The following is an 18,036-nucleotide window of genomic DNA, read 5'->3' as shown; positions in this document are numbered from 1 at the left end:
TCGGGGTGGGTATTTAGGCTTCCGCGGAAACGAGCTTGTAGCCCGCTTCGGCGACGGCCGCTTCGAGAATCGAGTTCTCGACTGGTTTGTTGGTGGCGATGGTAGCCGTTGAGGCTCCACCGACGACGAGGTCAACCTCGACATTGCTGACGCCAGGGATCTCTTGGAGTTCCTCGGTCACCGACGATACGCAGTGCCCGCAGGTCATGCCTTCAATCTTCAAGGTGATGTTGTTGCTCATGACGTCCTCCGTATTTGTTGTATTGCTATTTGCTTCTTCATCGCTCGAGCTGCATCCGCAGCAGCTTGATTCATTGCTCATGAGGCCCTCTTCTCGCGGGATAGTGCGGGATCTTTCGGTTCTCGAAAAGTCATCTGGGCAAACGGCTGGCCTTGCAGGCATCTCCATGATTTTGCATGAGCCTCAACAACGGCCATTGCGTTTTCCATACCTTGACGATATACCCCTAGAGGGTATCGAGTCAAGTACCCCCATAGGGTATATTTTCAATTAAATTCAAAGACACTGGATCCAACGAACTGCGTCATGAATTCATTGATTGTCCAATGTCCGGGTTGATGCTTCCTGCACAATTGCCCAGCCCCAGGATCGCAGTTTGAGAAATCGGAGCGCGAACCACCGACCCAGGGACACCGCCGATTTCCGAAAAATAGCCATTGAATTCAAGGCAGGCAGGGCTTCGCGACACCCGCGGGAAGCGCGGCCCTGAACTTATAGACAATGCCGGCCTCACCGCCAGGGCCAGGTAGCCAACGGTGCGCAGCCAAGGCGCAGCGGAACCGGTAAATTCTCCACCGGCCACTTACTTGGCCAGATATGCACCCGAGGCCATCGCGGTGCAGAGGACTCCGCCCGAGGGCACCGGGCGCCCAGCATCGAGGAGAATTCCTGAATCCAGGCCCTTGCGGGCACAATACCGCTCTTGCCGATACGGATGGAATGCAGCGAAGACGCACTCAGGATCCGGCGCCAGGGGTGCCAGGCTTCGCTCAAGCAGATGAGCCGGGCGGGCACGGAGCAGTATCCGGATTGGCCGTTGGATCATTTCCCAACTCATAATGCCCAGGTCGTGAAAACTGGCGTGTATCGCATCTTCGGGTCAATTCTCTTTTCACGCCACTCGGTGGAGCCGGACCGAATTTGGCGGATGCTTGGCCCGGGTCCACTTATCGGCGGGCGATAGAGCGTGGCAGGTTCAGCTCCGCGAAAATTCCGAATCACCATCTCCGGAAATTCACTCCGGGGTGGGTTGAGCACGGGGATCCAGTGGCATAAAGCTCATCCACTGCGGAAGGCTTGAAAACGGCCAGCCCTTCCAGAACTTCTATATACCGGGCACGAGATCAACGATTCGGTACAGGCGCAGCTGGGCCCGGTGGATCTTCGGCGTTCCAAGATCCTCCGGGCCCAGCTCACAAGTCAACCTCGACCAACTAGATGATCAGGCTTGATGATAGGTTTCGGCGAGCGCGTAGACGGGTGTGGGCAGCCCCTCGAAGCGGGCCTTGAGCTGCAGGCCCAGATATTTCGAGTAGTGCCTGGACTGGTGCAAGTTCCCGCCGTGGAACCAGAGGTTCTTGACCTTGGTCGGCTTCCACATATTGCGCAGTTCGCCTTGCCAGGGACCTGGATCCTTGGTCGTGTCGGAGCCCAAGCCCCAGCATTTACCCACCGCATCGGCGACCTCTTGGGAGATCAGGTGGGCGGCCCAGCCGTTCATCGATCCATAGCCGGTTGCGTAGACCACCGCATCGGCGGGCAGCTCGGTTCCATCGGCCAGGACCACACCGTGCTCGGTCAAGTGCGAGACCTCGCCCTGGGCCAGGGCGATCGACCCGTCGGCCACCAGCTCGCTGGCGCCGATGTTGATGTAGTAGCCCGAGCCGCGGCGCAGATACTTGAGAAACAGCCCCGAGTCGTCATCGCCGAAGTCGAGGTCGAACCCCACGTCCTCCAGGGACTTGTAGAACTCTGCGTCCTGTTCGCGGACCTTGTCGAACGCCGGCCGCTGGAAATCGGGCAGGACCTTGTACGGGATGGAGGCGAAGATCAGGTCCGCCTTGTGGTGATCGATGCCTGCGGCCAACGCCTGTTCGGAATACAGCGGCCCCAGCACGGTATTCATCAAGGATTCCGAACGCACGATGTGGGTGCTGGAGCGCTGCACCATGGTGGGCTTGGCACCGTTCTGGACCAAATCCGCGCAAATATCGTGGGCCGAATTATTCGCGCCGATCACCACGACATTCTTCCCTGCGTAGCGTTCACCGCCTGGGTGCTTCGAGGAATGATTCTGCTCCCCGGCGAAGCTCTCGGCACCCGGGTAGCGGGGAACGTTGGGGATTCCGGACATTCCCGTAGCCAGGACCAATTGGGTGGGACGCAGGGTGAGCGGCACCCCGTCGCGTTCGACTTCAACGATCCAGCCGTCGCCGTCCGGGTCTTGCCGTGCACCGGTTGCTTCGGTCAGGGACCAGTAGTCCAGTTCCATGAGCTTGGTATAGCTTTCCAGCCAGTCGCCCATCTTGTCCTTGGGGGTGAACACCGGCCAGTGGTCGGGAAATTCAATGTATGGCATATGGTCGTACCAGACCGGGTCATGCAGGGCCAGCGAGTGGTAGCGCGAGCGCCACTGGTCCCCCGGCCTTGGATGCTTGTCGATGACCAGGGCCGGGACGCCCATGCGTTTGAGCCGTGCGGCCAATCCGATGCCGCCCTGGCCGCCGCCGATAATCAGTGTGTACGGCTGCTCGGTGATTCCGAGTGCTTGACGCTGGGCTTCGCGGCGGTCCAGCCAGTTCGCCTTGCTCATCGCCGAGCCGTGCTCGGCCCCGAGTTCCCGCCTGGACCCGGCGGGCTCGGGATATTCGCGCAGTTCCTGGGCCGTGCTCAGCAGGGTCCAGCACCGGCCGTCGCGCAGCCGGAAGAGCCCGAGCCCGTTGATGGCATCGTTCTCGAAGGTGTACCAGGCCTCGACGACTCCGTCGGCGTCCTGTGCGCTGGTCACCTTCAGGTTTCGCGGCCATGCCCCGCGCTCGACGCCGAGCAGCATCTTCGCGATGTCTTCGCGCCCCTCGCTGGTGTGCAGGTTCCAGGTCAATGCGGTGAGGTCCCGCCAATAGCATTCCTCGCCGAAGAGCTCCGCGGCCCCTTGCACATCGCCTGCTTCCAAGGCCTGCTGCAGCGCTCGGCACCATTCTTGAGCCTGTGCCAGTGGATCGTTGTTCACCATCGTCATCACTTCAATTCATCGGGAGTCCGGGAAATGATGCGGCTTGTTCTGCCGCCCTGAAGCAAGGCTATGAGGTGGGTCACAAAATGGAAGCGTTGCAAAAGGTTGCACGCCTCCAGGCATCAAGGTTGGCGGTAGACCGGAACCACCAGACGATAGGGCCGGGAGGCAATCAGGCCACGCAGCTTTGCACGCAGCCGGGAGATTTCGGCTCGAATAGTCACGTTGGGCGTGTGCGCAGGCCACAGTTCCTGGAGCTGCGCAGCGGTGGCCCCCGCAGGGCAGCTCGCCAGAAGCTCCAAGATTTGCCAGTGCTTGGCACTGAGCCCAATGCGGGTCGTTCCGCTGGGCGTATGCACCAGCACTTCGCGGATGCCCCCGGCGCAGAGCTCAAGCGTCACCTGCTCATCGACTCGCTGCAGGAGCCAGCCGCCGGTCGTTCTGCGCGCATCCACCGCACCGATGCCAAGGATCCAGTTGCGCCCCTCTTCCAAGGCCGGCGGCAAGGAGATCCTGCCGCTGATGCTGTATCCCCGAGCGGACGCCACAGAACCCTGGGGGTCAACCAGCAGGTATGCGCCCGCCGGCAGGGTTGCCGCCAGTTCCAGCCGTTGCATTTTCAAGGCGTGCTCGCCGCGCAGCAGTAATTCCGCTTCACGGGCGACGGAGGAAACCAGTGCCAGCGAATGCGGGTGGGCCGTGCGAAACGATCCGGCCAAGGTGATGGTGCCGACCAAGGATGACGTGGCGGGGTTGCTGACCGGCGCCGAGGTGCAGACCCAGGAATGCTGTTCTTCGCGAGCATGCTCCGGGCCAAAAATTTGCACCGGAGTCCGCTCGGCCATGGCGGCGCCGATGCCGTTGGTGCCGACGTCGCCTTCGCGCCATCTGGCCCCCGCGACAAAGCCGATGCCGTCGCTTCTCCGGCGGATCATCGAAGGCCCCATGACCCAAAGCACGTATCCCTGGCTGTCGGAGATCACCAGTTGGTTTCCAGCCTGCGTGGCCAGTGACAGGAGCCGGTCCTTGAACAGCTCAATGAGTCCGTTCAATTCCTCATTGGATTCCCGCCGCTCGCGGACCGTTGCAAGGTCCAGGGGAACGATGTCCTTGTGCTGCGCCCCGGCGCGCGACCAGGAACGCGCCACCACGGGTCGAACCAGCGAGGGAATGCGCGTGCCTTCGGCCCAGCTCTGATGCAGGGCCTTGAGGCCCCGTGCTTTGTTGGTTGGGTCTTCCCCAGCTGTCAGGGCCGCTTGGAACAGCGTCTGGGACCCACGGTGCTCCACAGTCATTTACCGAGAATGCCATGCTTCGTTAGTGGATGGGAAGCTTTCGCCGCTTAAAATCGCTGAAGATTCCCCCGATCCGCCGAAGGAGCCAGGGAAGGCCCGCGAGCAGGTGCGAGAATGCTTGTGCGCTGCCGTGAACTCGGCGACCGCCTACCTTTTGCCCGTCACCAGATCAGCTAGATGCGCTATGGCGGAGGTCTTCGTTCCGCCCTTGGATTCCACCCGGTCCGCCATCCCGTAGGCAGCATAGAGCCCCGTGGTGGCCATCCAACGCAGCGGTTCGGGTTCCCACTGCCGCACCTTGTGGTTGACCCAGGGCAAATCGGTCAGCGCGGTATTCCGGCCTAGGACCAGATCGCGCAGGGTTCGACCGGCAAGGTTGGTGGTAGCCACACCGGTCCCTACATATCCCCCGGCCCAGCCGATTCCCGTGCGCGGATCCATGCCTACGGTGGCAGCCCAATCTCGCGGAACCCCTAGCACCCCGGACCAGGCATGGTCGATCACCGCTTCTTTGGTTTGCGGGAAAAGCCGTTGCAGAATTTCCCGGAGGCCGTTGACCGTCACCGCGGGCGTCATCCCGTCAAGGTCGGTACGCGACCCGAATTTGTAGGGGACTCCGCGACCGCCAATGGCGATCCGGTCATCGGCGGTGCGCTGGGCGTACATGTACACGTGGGCAAAATCGCCAAGCACTTCGCCGTTCTTCCAGTTCGCCTCATTCCAGAAGGATGCATCCAGCGGCTCGGTGGCAATCATCGAAGAATTCATCGGCAGCCACAAGCGCTTATGGCCTTTAAGCCCGGCGGTGAAGCCCTCGGTCGCACGAATGATGAAGTCCGCGGTGACGGTGCCGCCAGCGAATTCCAGCCGGTGCGAACCGATCTCCGTGACCCTGGTGTTCTCGAAGATTTCCACTCCGAGAGATTCGACTGCCTGCGCCAACCCGCTGACGAGTTTTGCCGGTTGGATCCGGGCGGCATGCGGGTGCCAGGCGGCGGCGAGGGTGCCCGCGGCATTGATCTGCTGAGCGGCTTCGGTGCCTTCCAGCAGCTGCACCCCGGTGTGCTCCCAGGACTGCTCGGCGGTTACGAAGGCGCGCAGCCGGGCCTCTTGGGCCGGATTGTACGCAATCTCGAATTCGCCGCCCTGCAGGATGTCCGCGTCGATGTTCTCGGCGGCGCAGACCCGCACCACCTCGTCGACGGTGTGATTCATGGCCAACTGAAATTCGTCGACCGCTTGCCGTCCGTGGGTTTTCAGGTACTGTTCGCGCCCACCGGTAATGGTGTTGGTCAGCCAGCCGCCATTTCGGCCCGACGCCCCATACCCGATATGGCGCTGCTCCAGGATCGCGATGCGCAGGCTGGGCGCTGCTTGCTTCAGATAGTAGGCGGTCCACAGCCCGGTAAAACCGGCACCCACAATGGCAACGTCGAAGGCATGGGAGCCACGCAGAGTATCCCGCGGAGTGGGCGTTCCAAGGCGTTCCCACCAATGAGAGAGGTGGCCATTGATCATGTGATTCCTTCGTTCCGCAACGAATAAATGAACCACGCTCACTTCATGGTTCCGAAATCACTCTAGGGTTACGGCACCCGCCCTGGCAAGGGTTCAAAAACTATTCGGAGAGCTCCACATGCGCGCCCGGTGCCGGGGCACTGACCATCATGGTGGCGACTCCCACCTCGTCTCCGAGCTGCGTCATCACCTGCTCGGCATGCTCTGCATCGCGCACCAGCAAGGCCAAGGTCGGTCCCGAGCCGGACACCATGGCCCGCAGCGCGCCGGCTCCTTCGGCGAGGTCCCGCACTGTTCCAAGTTCCGGAGCTAAGGCCAAGGATGCCTGCGTCAGGTCATTGACCAGAAGCTGCGACAGCGCTTCGGCATCCGATTCCATCAGCGCTTTAATGACCTGTGGATCAATCTCCTGAGGAACCTCAACACACTGGCCGGCGCGCAGCCGGTCGAGCATCGAATAGACGCGCGGGGTCGATAAGCCGAAGCTGGCCGGGATCAATACCCACTGCGTCTTGGCACGCGTCAGCAAGGGGGCGAGCTTGTCTCCGATGCCCAGGCCGATGGCCGCACCGCCCATGAGCGCAAAAGGCACATCGGCGCCGAGCCGGGCGCCAAGCCGGCCAAGCTCTTCACGGTCCAGCCCGGTCCCCCACAGCTCGTTGCAGGCCACGAGCGCAGCAGCGGCATCCGCGGAACCGCCGCCCATCCCGCCGGCAATCGGCACTCGCTTGGTGATGTGGAGGTTTGCACCCAAGGTGCAACCGGTATGCTCGCGTAGCAGCTCGGCGGCTTTCCACACGAGGTTATTTTGACCCAGCGGGAAATTTTCCGGATCGGCAACCACTGGCGAGCCCGGTTCCAGGCTCAGCTGCAGTTCGCCGTCTTCGCGCAGTGTGGCTTCGATTTGCTCCAGCAGGGATACCGCGACATAAAGGCTCGCGACCTCATGGTAGCCGTCCTCACGTGGTGGCCCCACCCGGAAATAGCAATTAATTTTTCCCGGTGCGGTGGCAATGACGCGTTGCTTGGCCATCGTTAGTCTTCGGTCTGGCTAAGCGCCGGCACCGTGTGAGCCGCACGGGCGATCGAGATGAATCCGTCCACGTCCAGCTTCTCCCCGCGTTCCTTCGGATCGATGCCTGCAGCGCGCAGGATCTGCTCGGCACGAGCACCGGATCCGGCCCACCCGGACAGCGCAGCGCGCAGCGTCTTGCGGCGCTGGGCAAAGGCCGCGTCAACGATGGCAAATACTTCCTTGCGGTCAGGCGCGTCGCTGCGATCCTTATCGCGGGTGAAAGCCACCAGACCGGAATGGATTTTCGGGGCCGGCCAAAAGACGTTCATGCCAATCACCCCGGCCTTGCGCATGGTGCCGTACCAGGCGCCCTTGACCGAGGGGACACCGTAGATCTTATTTCCCGGCGTCGCGCACATCCGGTCGGCGACCTCATCTTGCACCATCACCAGGCCATGGGTAATGGATTCGAAATGCTCCATCAGGTGCAGCACCACAGGCACCGCAACGTTATATGGGAGATTCGCGACGAGGGCCGTGGGGTTGCCCGGAAGCTCGGTGATCTTCATGGCATCGCTGAGGATCACCGTCAAGTCCTCTTCACGGCCCGGACGGAGTTCGGCCATGGTTTGCGGCAGCCGCTTCGCGAGCGGCGGGTCGATCTCTACGGCAACCACCTTTGCAGCGGCATCCATGATTCCGAGGGTCAGCGAGCCGAGGCCCGGTCCGACCTCAAGCACGGTCTCCTCCGGGGAGACATTCGCGGTGGCCACAATCCTGCGGATGGTGTTTCCGTCAATGACAAAGTTCTGCCCGAGGGTCTTCGTGGGACGTATCCCAAGCTCCTCGGCCAGTCGACGGATTTCGGTAGCCCCAAGCAGCGGCAAAGATTCCTTAGACATCACACCTACAATTCTAGTTCAGCGCACAAGGACTGCTGACGCGACGCGACGCGCCCACCCGAATGGGGTGGACGCGTCGCATCAAAAGTTCTCTGCTGCTTAGCGCAGCCCAAGCTTGGACGAGCAGTGTGGCCAGTGGCCCCATCCGCCGTTGGCACGCAGCTTCTCAGCGGTAGCGATCTGCTCCTGAGGGCTTGCCTGGTGCGGCAGCGGTGCGTACTTCGTTCCGCCGGCTCCCCGCCAGGACGAAGCGGAGAACTGGAGTCCGCCGTAGTAGCCGTTACCGGTGTTGATCGACCAGTTGCCACCGGACTCGCATTTGGCCAGTGCCGCCCAGGTTGAGGAGATGCTTCCGGTTGGAGCCTTGGTCTTGGTGTCCGAGCTCTTGGAATCCGAGCTCGATTCAGGCTTCTTGGTTCCGACTCGAATAACCTCTGCGACAGGCTTCTTGGTGACCTTGGACTTCAGGACTTCTTCCTCGCCCTTTTTACCATTGCGGGTTTCCTGGCGAAGCGTTAGTTCACGCTCGCCCTTCTTGCCCTCGGTCTTGACCTTGGTCTTGCCCTTTTCGAGTTTCGAATCGTTGACCTTCTCGGTATCAAAACCGATCTCTCGTTTTTCGTCCCACGTCTTCACCGAAACGACGATGACCTCGATCTTGGCACCTTCCTCGATCTTGGTGCTGGTCTTCGCGTCCTTGTCGGTGTCTTTACCAACCTGAACGTTGACCTCGTCGTCCTTGTCGAGCTTGACCTTCTGCTCGGCGAGCAGTTCCTTGACGGTCTGCGCGGTGGTCGAAATCTTCTGCTTCTTCTCATCGACCAGCAGAGTCACGTCCTTAGGGGTGATGATCTCGATTTCGTCGCTGAGGCTGACGAGCTCGATATCTTCGCCGAGGGATACTTCCGACTTCTCATCCAGCTTCAGTTCGTCCATGACATCCGCCACGGTCATGCCGGTGGTGTGCACGACTCGGTCGGTGCCGTCGATGCTGACCTGAACCGACTTGTTGCGGCTGATCTCGATGCGCTGCTCGTCGGAGAGCTCCGAATCTGCGGCTACGCTCAACTCGTCACGCTCGTAAACGCTGATGCCTTCCTGATCGAGGGCATCCTGAACGGTAGCTGCGCGGGTGGTGAAAATCTGCTCATCGCCATCAACGGCAACGGTCACGGACTTCTGGCCGGAAATATAAAAAACAGCTCCGGCGATGACCACGGCAACAGCCACGGCCTGGGCCAGATATTTGACCCAGCTTTTTTTGAGCAAGTGCATCACGGTAGTGAGATCCCCATCGTTTGTTGGTCGAACGCCAGGCGGATACTCCCGGTAAGTCTTGCTCAACCATGGCGGCCAGGCCGCCGGTATAAGATTCAGTGTGCGATTCGCGCGTCACCCGATCCGTGGAGGCTCTGCCCCCTCCGGAAATACGGCAACGCGCTATGTTGCGACCGGCTCAGGGCGCGCTCGCAACTCAACGCTTTCCAATAACCGTAACCGAATCGTAATAATTGGCGCAACCTTTATATGTCGAAAACCACACCCGGCAGGACTACAATGCGCCGTACACCGCACCCGTATTCGCGGCTAGTTGCTCGCATAATTGAGCTAATTCGGCATCCCTGGTTTCCGCCATGAAGCGGACGGTATGGGGGATCATGTAGCTCGCATTTGGCCGCCCCCGGAAAGGGTGCGGCGTCAGGAACGGCGCATCCGTTTCGACAAGCAACAACTGCGGGTCTGCTAGGCGCAAGGCCTGCTGGAGATCCGTTGAATTCTTGAAGGTCACGGTCCCCGAAAATGACATGTACCAGCCGTTGGCATTGCAGATCCGCGCCAGCTCGGCGTCACCGGAAAAGCAATGGAAAACCACGCGCTCGGGCAACGGCGCATCGTTCAAGATCCGGACCACATCATGGTGTGCGTCACGATCGTGGATTTGGACCGCTTTTCCATGTTCCACTGCGATCCGCAAATGCTCGCGGAAGGACTTTTCCTGCGCTTGATGCCCCGCTTCGCCCGTGCGGAAGTAATCCAGCCCGGTCTCGCCGATGGCTCGCACTCGCTCATTTGCCGCCAACGCCTCGATCTGCTCAATCGCGGCCTCAAGTTCGCCGTGCTCCGCTAGGCGTGCGGCATCATTGGGGTGGATAGCTATCGCCGCCAAGATGTTCGGATAGTCCTTGGCCGCCTGCACCGCGAATTTCGAGGATTCCACGTCGCAGCCAACCTGGACCAGCCCCTCCACGCCGACCGCTGCAGCCGCGTTGAGGGCCTGCTGCACACTGGCATTCACCGAACCATCGCGAAAATCCAGATGCGTATGGTTGTCGATCACCGGTACCGGCAGCGGGGCGGGCGCCTCCGGGTAACGGGTATTTCGTTTGCTTCCGTTCTTTTCTGTCTTTGCCGAGCGGGCGAGTTCCCCGGTAGGTGAAGAATTCGGCTCTTCCGCCGGGCGGTACCCCTCGGGAATCCCTGAGAAATCGGATTCGCTCATCTGCGCACCGGGCCTTTCGTCATAAATACTGTCAGTTCTTGGGTCTAATTCTTCCACCACCGGTACACAGGGAAAGAATCAAGGTATTTAGAAGCTATGAGTGGAGAAAAGAACCCCATATGATGTGAACACAAGCTACGGGAATTGCTTAGCGTGTCAACGATGACCTCGGCACGATAAGTTGCCCAGCCAGGAGAATGCGCATGAGTGCCCACCCAACACTCCCCTTGGTAGATTCGACATTTAGGTCGAATTATCAGCGGATGTACGATGCTGTACAGACAGTAATCGCGGGTAAGCCCGAAGCAATTACCAACACCATCGTGGTGCTCCTTGCGCAAGGGCATCTGCTGCTCGAAGACGTTCCCGGAGTCGGCAAGACCATGCTCGCTAAGTCATTGGCCCGCAGTGTCAACGGGTCCGTGCACCGAATCCAGTTCACCCCGGATCTGCTACCCAGCGACGTTACCGGCGTCTCGGTGTTCTCCCCGCAAGATCATGAGTTCACCTTCCATCCCGGCCCAATCTTTGCAAATATCGTGATCGCCGATGAGATCAACCGTGCAAATGCGAAGACCCAGTCCGCCCTGCTTGAGTGCATGGAGGAGCAACAGGTGACCGTGGATTCGATTACCCACCCATTGCAGAGGCCGTTCATGGTCGTTGCCACACAGAACCCCATAGATTCGGAAGGGACGTTCGCGCTGCCCGAGGCACAACGGGACAGGTTCATGGGTCGGATTTCCATGGGCTACCCCCACCGCGAAGCAGAAATTTCGATGCTCACCAGCCACCATGTAGCCGAGCCGCTTGACTCGCTGGGCTCGGTGCTTGAGCTTGAACAACTGCGGCAAATGATCGAACAGGTGAGGCAGGTGACCGTAACCGACCGGTTGAGTGGCTACGTCGTTGATCTGGGCCGGGCCACCCGCGATCATCCGCATATCTCGTTGGGCGCCTCGCCTCGTGCGCTTGTGCAATGGGTCCGCGCCGCAAAGTCTCACGCGGCTATAAACGGAAGGGATCATGTTTTACCCGAAGATGTGCGTGGAGTAGCCGAGATGCTGCTCTCGCACCGGCTGATCCTGACCCGCAGGGCATTATCCGAAGGCGTGGAACCCGCTGCTTTGATCCAGGAGCTTGTTTCCGCCACACCAGTCGGATAGGCAAGGCACGCCATGGAAAAAATGCAGCGGTTCGACTCGCGCGATGCACTGTCGTGGACACGCACGGATTCGACGCCCGCAATGCTGCGAAGGCTCCAACTTGACCTGTTCACCGTGCGCGGCTGGGGAACCTTGTGCAGCGGAGCCCTGCTGATTATCCTGGCCTACATCCTAGGCCGCCACGAGATGATGGCCGTAGGCACCGGCCTGCTGACAGTGGCCTTGGTCAGCTGGTTGCTGGTACTGCGACTACGCAATAAGTCCAAACTGACCCGCAAACTGCTCACCGCAAATCCGGTGGTCGGTGACATCACCAGGTTGCAGCTGTCCTGCGCGGAGAATGCGAAGGTCAAAGAATCTCTTCCAACCGAGTTCGGGCCGGGCCCCGAATTCACCGGTCCCGGCGAGACCGTATACGAGCTGATCTTCCGCACCCGCGGAATCCATTTGGTGGGCCCGGCTAAGCAAATCCTCTCCGACCCCTTAGGCCTAGTGGACGGCATGGTCGATTCGGGTGACGCCTTGCCGGTCCCCGTATGCGCAGAAATCCATCCGCTGGAACGCTTCGCTTCGCTCGGCGACAAGATGCTGACCGGTGACGCACGGTTCTCCCGAAGCACCACCGCCGACTACTATGACGTGGCCACCCGTGATTACCAACAAGGCGACTCGATCCGACAGGTTCACTGGAAGGCCACTGCACAGCAGGGCAAGCTCATGGTGCGTCAAGAAAACCACATTGCTACGGCCCAGGCATTGCTGGTTTTTGACCGAACTTATGAGCACTGGCATATTAATGGCGCGGACCTGCGTCTAGGAATCCCTCAAGGCGACGGCCCGCCGATACAAAGCAGCCGACGTTTTGAAATGGCGCTCTCCCTGGCCTGCAGTATCGGCCAACGCTACGCCGCCAACGGCTATCAGTTGCTCTTTCGAGAGCTTTCGGGAGAACAGCTGCTCAAAGCCGGCAGCGTCTCCCTGTCTGGGGCCTCCGCCCAGGCTGGTTTTGAGGACTTTCATGCCGCGAGCGCCGAGATGCCGCTGCGCGCACCATCTAACGCGATCGAGGGACCAGAAATTCTCGGAGAAGGATTGCGCAAGCTGCTGCTGGGCTTTCGCGACGAACCGGTCATCATGATCCTCGGTGAACTCCGAACCAATCAGGCCGCGTGGCTGGCGACCCTGGCACGTTCGGTTCGCCATGTCGAACTGTTCCTGCTGGTCTCCCATCCAGAGCGCTACCACGAGGTGCAGCAACGGCTGGCCCAGACTGGGTGGAAAGTGCATTTCCTAGCGGCAAACACCAACATCAACGAATTGTGGTCACAGCCATGAGCGCCGCAGTGACCCAGCGGCCAGCTCCGAACCCCAGCGCGTACGGCACTGGCCCCAAACAACCCAGGACGCATCACCTGTACGCGCGATCGTTAGCAGCTGCATGTCTCAGCCTTGCCCTGCTCGCTGGCTTCGCCTCGCTCAGCGGAGTCGTGCAAGGCGGGGTGTGGTTCGGAGCCTTGATCTGGCCGGTGGTCCTCATCCATGGCAGCGCCGGATTATTGCGCGGCATCCGCGGCTGGCACTGGACTGCACTGCCTGTTGCCTTGCTTGTGGCGGTCGGCGCGGTTCTGGGGCACCAAACGATGCGGGCCAATCCCCCCTCCGTGAGGCTCATCGATTGGTTCGGTGCGCTGGTCTCCGAGGCCGCCATACAGTTCTCCACCCAGGTGCCCCCGGTGGCCTACTCACGGTATGTCGAGTTCGTTCTGCTTTTGCTCGCGGTAGTGCTGAGCCTCGTGGTCGAGGTTCTTGCATCTTTCAAACGCCTAGCGCCACTGGTGATCATGCCATTGTGCTTCGCCCCGGTGATCGCTTCGCTGTTCAAGCAAGAAGGGGCGGGCATCGGCTATCTAATGCTGATGACGCTGGCCTTGCTTGGCTATTTCGCACTGCTCCCCTATATTTTCCGTTCCGAACCTACAGGCGCGGGATTACCTGCGAAACGGCAGGTGGGAATCCTCGCCGTCACCGCTGCCGCGTGCGCTCTCGCGATGATTCTCAGCGGCCTGTTCATGCCGGGCTTCCGCAATGGCATGCTCCCCGAAGGCACTCGGCCTTCCGGCGACCTCTTGGCCAGCAACGTTGACCCGCTGCTCAATCTGGGCAGAGACCTCAGAGCGAACAATGGAAGCGTCGCTTTCAGCTATCTCACCAGTTCTGCCGAACCGGTATATCTGCGAACCTCGATTATCGAAGACCTGAGCGCCACGCGCTGGGAACCGAGCGAAGATTTGCTCCAATCTGCGTATTTTGGGGACACCGCAATGGACACCGATGCCGACATTTTCAACGGAACCCCCGAGCTCACCCAATTGACTTGGGATGGGCAGGTCAGCAGCCCTAGCCTGCCGCTGCCAGACCGCAGTTTTTATATCACCGGCATCAATGGCTCCTGGAACTGGACCAAGCAGACCTCCGTGGCTCGGCTCAGCGGGGATGCCATGGCCGAAACAGGCCAAGTCACCGTTGGACATACCCAAATGAATTTGAGCGCGGAGATGGCGCGCAATCTTGGCTACTTTGGCGGGCAGTTGACGAACGAAATAGCAAATGTAAATCTTTCCATGCCCGAGGACCTCGACGGCGAATTCGACCAATTGCTGCGCCAGACGCTCTCCGAGGCCTACGGCTCGCAGGGCACCCCGGCGAACGACTTCGATAAGGCCGTCGCCATTCAGGATTTCCTGCGTTCCGCTGCTTTCGGATATTCCGAACGCACGCCGTTGCGCGAAGGCTACGACGGAGCCAACCGGCAAGTGATTAAGGCTTTCCTGGATCGCCGCCAGGGTTACTGCGTACATTTCGCTTCCACGATGACCCTGCTGGCGCGAGCGGCCGGGATCCCTTCGCGCATCGTGGTGGGTTATGCCCCCGGCGAGCCAACCGGTGAGACGTTCAATGCTGCTGAACTAGCCGAAAGCAATGGAATCGGGCGTAATATGCCCCCGGATGTTGAATTCACCGAATATGAGGTCACTGGCCAGCAAGCCCATGCGTGGCCCGAATTGTTCCTCTCGGGGATCGGCTGGGTTCCTTTTGAACCGACCCCCGGCCAAGGTCAGACGCCGGACTACGCTCCGGGGACTACGCCCAACGAAACGCCGCAAGAGGTGCCCGAGGAACTGAATCCTTCCGGCGCGCCGGAGCTTGATGACCCGGAGGCCGAGGAAAGCGCAACCGCCAACGCGCCGCAACAAAATACCGTGCAGGCCGAAGACTATGGCTGGATGATCGCGCTTGGCTTCGTGGCGCTCGCCTTGCTACTGGCAGTTTTCCCCTGGCAGCGCGCTCGATTGCGTCGGCGCAGAATCGAACGCGTGCTTGCCGGCGGTGCCGGGAGCGCCCAGGCATTATGGGATGAGCTGCGTGCATTGGGCGCTGACATCGGCAGCCCCGCCGGTGAACAGGAATCGGTCAGCGACTACACCCTGCGCTTGACCGAGAATCACCCGCAGCTTGCAGCGCCCTTGACGAGGCTTCGCGAAGGAATCCAGGCAAGCTTCTATGCGCATCGCCACCCGGATGGGGAACAACGCGCCGAACTGGTAGCCGCGCTGGAACAGCTTGCTGCCCAGCTACGCCGCGAGCTGCACGGCACGCAACGGGTGCTCTGCTTCTGTTTCCCGGCTTCCCTGCGCGAGCGGCAACTGCGCGCGGCAAATAGGTTCACCAACGCACACTAATTTGCGGGATTAATTGCGTGAAGCCCAACACCTGAAAAGGAGTTGGGCTTCACGGGCAGCTACCGTCCGCCGATTACTCGCGGCCGTTGATTACCGAGATTACTTTACCGGTGCGTATGGGTCGGCAATGCCGATGTACTGCACGGTGGTGTATTCCCCGAGCCCCTCGGCGCCGCCTTCACGTCCGAGACCGGACTGCTTCACGCCGCCGAATGGTGCGGCAGCGTTGGAGATGACGCCGGCATTGAAGCCAACCAGACCGAATTCGATCTGCTCGGAAACGCGGAACATCCGGTTGAAGTCACGCGAGTAGATGTAGGAAGCCAGTCCGTACTCGCTGGCATTGGCAAGGCGGATCGCGTGCGCCTCATCCTTGAAGGTGGTCACCGGGGCGACCGGGCCGAAGATCTCCTGGGTGAGGATCTTCGCGTCGTTGGCAACATTAGCCAACACGGTGGGCTGGTAGAAGTAGCCTGGACCCGCTACCGGAGCACCGCCGGTGACTGCCGTGGCGCCCTGTGCAACGGCGTCGGTCACCAGCGCGTGGACTTCGTCCCGAGCTTTCTCCTCGACCAACGGGCCGACGGTGGACGATGGATCGGTTCCGCGTCCGGTCTTCAGCGCCTTCATCGCTTCCGAGAACTTCGTTATGAATTCCTCGGCGACATCTTCATGTACCAGGAAGCGGTTCGCTGCGGTGCAGGCTTCGCCCATATTGCGCATCTTCGCGGCCATGGCACCCTCGACGGCTGCGTCCAGGTCTGCGTCTTCGAAGACGAGGAATGGTGCGTTGCCGCCCAACTCCATCGAGGTGCGCAGCACCTTGTCTGCGGCATCCTTCATCAGCTGCTTGCCAACCGGGGTGGAACCGGTGAAGGAGACCTTGCGCAGACGGTCATCCTGCATCAGCGGTCCGGAGATCTTCGATGCCGAGGATCCAGAAACCACGTTCAGCACCCCGGCCGGCAGTCCGGCCTCCATCATGGTGGCGGCGAATAGCTGGGAAGTCAGCGGGGTGAGCTTCGCGGGCTTGAGCACCATGGTGCAACCTGCGGCGATTGCCGGGCCGACCTTGCGGGTAGCCATCGCCAGCGGGAAGTTCCATGGGGTGATCAGCAGGCAAGGGCCCACCGGCTTGTGGTGGACCAGAACCTTGTTCTTACCCTCCGGGGTGGTGACGTAGCGGCCGTAGTGGCGCACGGTCTCTTCGGAGAACCAACGCAGGAACTCTGCACCGTAGGTCACTTCGCCGCGGGCCTCAGCCAGTGGCTTGCCCATTTCCAGGCTCATCAGCAACGCAAAATCATCGGCGCGCGCGGTGACCAGGTCAAAGCCGCGGCGCAGGATCTCAGCGCGTTCGCGTGGAGCGGTGAGCGCCCATTCGGCCTGGACCGCGTCGGCTGCCTCTAGGGCCGCCATCGCGTCTTCGCTGGTGGCGCTGGCCAGCGTTGCCAGCTTTTCGCCGGTGGCTGGGTCAAGTAGGTCGAAGGTGCCGCCATCTGAGGCATCTCGCCATTCACCATTGATCAGCAGTCCGGTGGGTACTTTGGCGAGCAGTTCTGCTTCGCGTTCAGCGGTAATCGACATAACGCGGTTCTCCTGAAAGTCGTAAATGAAAGGAATCTTCGTTGATCACAACGCTAGTGCGGGTTTCGGAAGGCTGTAAATCGCCTGGTGCACCACAAACTCGTTGTTTCATTGTGCATTCAGCCTAAGCGATTTCGGCTATTTTTTCGCTTCGTGACGTTCTGCCAGAACAGCTTCGTACAGGTCCCGCTTCTTCATCCCGGCGGCTTCGGCGACCTCGGCCACCGCCTGTTTCATGCGAATCCCATCGGCAACCAGCGCGGTGACCTTGGGAAGCAGATCTTCGATGGAGGCCGCTTCCGGGGCCGAAGCACCGGAGATCACCACGACGATCTCGCCGCGGAGACCTTCATCTGCCCATGCCTTGAGCACCCCAAGTTCATCGCGGCGGACCTCTTCGAATTTTTTGGTCAGCTCGCGGGCCACCGCCGCCTGGCGCTGCGCGCCGAAGGCTTCGATCGCCGAGGCCAAGAAGTCAGCGACCCGGTGCGGGGCTTCGAAGAACACCATGGTGCGCTCTTCGTGCAGCAAGGCGCCCAAGCGCTTGCGCCGTTCACCAGCCTTGCGCGGCAAGAACCCCTCGAAGGTGAAACGTCCGGTGGGCAGTCCCGACAGCGCCAGGGCGGTCAGCACGGCCGAAGGCCCAGGCACCGCGGTGACCCGGATGCCTGCTTCCATCGCGGCTGCCACCAAGGGGTAGCCCGGGTCAGAGACCGCAGGCATTCCGGCATCCGAGACGACCAGCACGGTGGCTCCTTCGCGAGCCAGCTCGATCACTTCGCCGAGCTTATGGGCCTCATTGTGCTCATGCAGGCTCATCACCCGCCCGGCGGGTTTAATTCCCAGTGCGTGAGCTAGGTGATGGAAATTGCGGGTGTCCTCGGCGGCGATCACATCGGCGCTTTCGATGATTTCGCGGAGCCGCGGCGAAGCATCGGACAAGTTGCCAATTGGGGTGGCGCCCAGGACGATTACGCCCTCATTATCTGAGTTCTGCACACCCTTTAGCCTACGCGAAGTACCAAAAGCACACATTCTCAGGGTTACGCCGGTAGCATG

The 18,036-nt window shown here is 60.9% G+C and carries 14 protein-coding genes; 3 read left to right on the top strand and 11 right to left on the bottom strand.

Annotation, left to right across the window (positions count from 1 at the left end):
- Window positions 1–13: 13 nt before the first annotated feature.
- The 9 genes from ACT3UA_RS05965 to ACT3UA_RS05925 all read right to left on the bottom strand — a co-directional run bounded on the left by ACT3UA_RS05965 (window position 14) and on the right by ACT3UA_RS05925 (window position 10,484).
- Complete coding sequence (locus ACT3UA_RS05965; RefSeq protein WP_096287646.1) at window positions 14–241, bottom strand: heavy-metal-associated domain-containing protein; 228 nt, start codon at window positions 239–241, stop codon at window positions 14–16.
- Window positions 242–824: 583 nt separating this feature from the next.
- The gene (locus ACT3UA_RS05960) at window positions 825–1,067 is read right to left on the bottom strand and encodes a hypothetical protein (RefSeq protein WP_141393571.1); all 243 of its coding nucleotides are present in this window, start codon (window positions 1,065–1,067) and stop codon (window positions 825–827) included.
- Window positions 1,068–1,463: 396 nt separating this feature from the next.
- Entirely contained in the window at window positions 1,464–3,260 is a 1,797-nt protein-coding gene (locus ACT3UA_RS05955) for an NAD(P)-binding domain-containing protein (RefSeq protein ID WP_444615681.1), read from the bottom strand.
- Between the two features lie 116 nt (window positions 3,261–3,376).
- Window positions 3,377–4,549 (bottom strand): helix-turn-helix domain-containing protein, encoded by a 1,173-nt coding sequence (locus ACT3UA_RS05950; protein WP_096287648.1) that lies wholly within the window; start codon window positions 4,547–4,549, stop codon window positions 3,377–3,379.
- A 147-nt stretch (window positions 4,550–4,696) separates the two neighbouring features.
- Window positions 4,697–6,067 carry an NAD(P)/FAD-dependent oxidoreductase gene (locus ACT3UA_RS05945; RefSeq protein ID WP_096287650.1) on the bottom strand — a complete coding sequence of 457 codons (1,371 nt, stop codon included), beginning with the start codon at window positions 6,065–6,067 and terminating at the stop codon, window positions 4,697–4,699.
- Window positions 6,068–6,167: 100 nt separating this feature from the next.
- Complete coding sequence (locus tag ACT3UA_RS05940; RefSeq protein WP_096287652.1) at window positions 6,168–7,100, bottom strand: 4-(cytidine 5'-diphospho)-2-C-methyl-D-erythritol kinase; 933 nt, start codon at window positions 7,098–7,100, stop codon at window positions 6,168–6,170.
- 2 nt (window positions 7,101–7,102) lie between these two features.
- Window positions 7,103–7,984: a 16S rRNA (adenine(1518)-N(6)/adenine(1519)-N(6))-dimethyltransferase RsmA gene (gene rsmA / locus ACT3UA_RS05935; RefSeq protein WP_096287655.1), complete on the bottom strand. Its 882-nt coding sequence runs from the start codon at window positions 7,982–7,984 to the stop codon at window positions 7,103–7,105.
- A 99-nt stretch (window positions 7,985–8,083) separates the two neighbouring features.
- Window positions 8,084–9,259, bottom strand: coding sequence for a resuscitation-promoting factor (locus ACT3UA_RS05930; protein ID WP_176484233.1), 1,176 nt, complete (start codon window positions 9,257–9,259; stop codon window positions 8,084–8,086).
- A 277-nt stretch (window positions 9,260–9,536) separates the two neighbouring features.
- Window positions 9,537–10,484 (bottom strand): TatD family hydrolase, encoded by a 948-nt coding sequence (locus ACT3UA_RS05925; RefSeq protein WP_096287659.1) that lies wholly within the window; start codon window positions 10,482–10,484, stop codon window positions 9,537–9,539.
- 263 nt (window positions 10,485–10,747) lie between these two features.
- Here ACT3UA_RS05925 and ACT3UA_RS05920 point away from each other — a divergent pair, with 263 nt between their 5' ends.
- Genes ACT3UA_RS05920 through ACT3UA_RS05910 form a run of 3 tightly spaced genes read left to right on the top strand, consistent with a single transcriptional unit; the run spans window position 10,748 to window position 15,390 of the window.
- Window positions 10,748–11,650 (top strand): AAA family ATPase, encoded by a 903-nt coding sequence (locus ACT3UA_RS05920; RefSeq protein WP_255248488.1) that lies wholly within the window; start codon window positions 10,748–10,750, stop codon window positions 11,648–11,650.
- 12 nt (window positions 11,651–11,662) lie between these two features.
- Window positions 11,663–12,985, top strand: coding sequence for a DUF58 domain-containing protein (locus ACT3UA_RS05915; protein ID WP_096287663.1), 1,323 nt, complete (start codon window positions 11,663–11,665; stop codon window positions 12,983–12,985).
- Complete coding sequence (locus ACT3UA_RS05910; RefSeq protein ID WP_096287665.1) at window positions 12,982–15,390, top strand: transglutaminase TgpA family protein; 2,409 nt, start codon at window positions 12,982–12,984, stop codon at window positions 15,388–15,390. The genes ACT3UA_RS05915 and ACT3UA_RS05910 overlap by 4 nt, the downstream gene beginning before the upstream one ends.
- 99 nt (window positions 15,391–15,489) lie before the next feature.
- Here the strand turns inward: ACT3UA_RS05910 and ACT3UA_RS05905 are convergent, their stop codons facing one another.
- Both ACT3UA_RS05905 and rsmI read right to left on the bottom strand, forming a co-directional pair.
- Window positions 15,490–16,977: an NAD-dependent succinate-semialdehyde dehydrogenase gene (locus ACT3UA_RS05905; RefSeq protein WP_444615680.1), complete on the bottom strand. Its 1,488-nt coding sequence runs from the start codon at window positions 16,975–16,977 to the stop codon at window positions 15,490–15,492.
- A gap of 138 nt (window positions 16,978–17,115) precedes the next feature.
- Complete coding sequence (gene rsmI / locus ACT3UA_RS05900; protein WP_096287669.1) at window positions 17,116–17,976, bottom strand: 16S rRNA (cytidine(1402)-2'-O)-methyltransferase; 861 nt, start codon at window positions 17,974–17,976, stop codon at window positions 17,116–17,118.
- Between the last annotated feature and the right edge of the window lie 60 nt (window positions 17,977–18,036).

Origin of the sequence: Glutamicibacter sp. 363 (assembly GCF_052379505.1) — a bacterium.
In the GTDB taxonomy this organism is placed as follows: domain Bacteria; phylum Actinomycetota; class Actinomycetes; order Actinomycetales; family Micrococcaceae; genus Glutamicibacter.
This window is presented reverse-complemented; position numbering and strand designations above follow the sequence as displayed.

Excerpts from the sequence above, each read along its gene's own strand:
- rsmA (WP_096287655.1), bottom strand. The coding sequence starts at position 7,984 with ATGTCTAAGGAATCTTTGCCGCTGCTTGGGGCTACCGAAATCCGTCGA.
- ACT3UA_RS05960 (WP_141393571.1), bottom strand. The coding sequence starts at position 1,067 with ATGATCCAACGGCCAATCCGGATACTGCTCCGTGCCCGCCCGGCTCAT.
- ACT3UA_RS05925 (WP_096287659.1), bottom strand. The coding sequence starts at position 10,484 with ATGAGCGAATCCGATTTCTCAGGGATTCCCGAGGGGTACCGCCCGGCG.
- ACT3UA_RS05930 (WP_176484233.1), bottom strand. The coding sequence starts at position 9,259 with ATGCACTTGCTCAAAAAAAGCTGGGTCAAATATCTGGCCCAGGCCGTG.
- ACT3UA_RS05940 (WP_096287652.1), bottom strand. The coding sequence starts at position 7,100 with ATGGCCAAGCAACGCGTCATTGCCACCGCACCGGGAAAAATTAATTGC.
- ACT3UA_RS05955 (WP_444615681.1), bottom strand. The coding sequence starts at position 3,260 with ATGACGATGGTGAACAACGATCCACTGGCACAGGCTCAAGAATGGTGC.
- ACT3UA_RS05915 (WP_096287663.1), top strand. The coding sequence starts at position 11,663 with ATGGAAAAAATGCAGCGGTTCGACTCGCGCGATGCACTGTCGTGGACA.
- ACT3UA_RS05950 (WP_096287648.1), bottom strand. The coding sequence starts at position 4,549 with ATGACTGTGGAGCACCGTGGGTCCCAGACGCTGTTCCAAGCGGCCCTG.
- ACT3UA_RS05910 (WP_096287665.1), top strand. The coding sequence starts at position 12,982 with ATGAGCGCCGCAGTGACCCAGCGGCCAGCTCCGAACCCCAGCGCGTAC.
- ACT3UA_RS05945 (WP_096287650.1), bottom strand. The coding sequence starts at position 6,067 with ATGATCAATGGCCACCTCTCTCATTGGTGGGAACGCCTTGGAACGCCC.
- ACT3UA_RS05920 (WP_255248488.1), top strand. The coding sequence starts at position 10,748 with ATGTACGATGCTGTACAGACAGTAATCGCGGGTAAGCCCGAAGCAATT.
- ACT3UA_RS05905 (WP_444615680.1), bottom strand. The coding sequence starts at position 16,977 with ATGTCGATTACCGCTGAACGCGAAGCAGAACTGCTCGCCAAAGTACCC.
- ACT3UA_RS05965 (WP_096287646.1), bottom strand. The coding sequence starts at position 241 with ATGAGCAACAACATCACCTTGAAGATTGAAGGCATGACCTGCGGGCAC.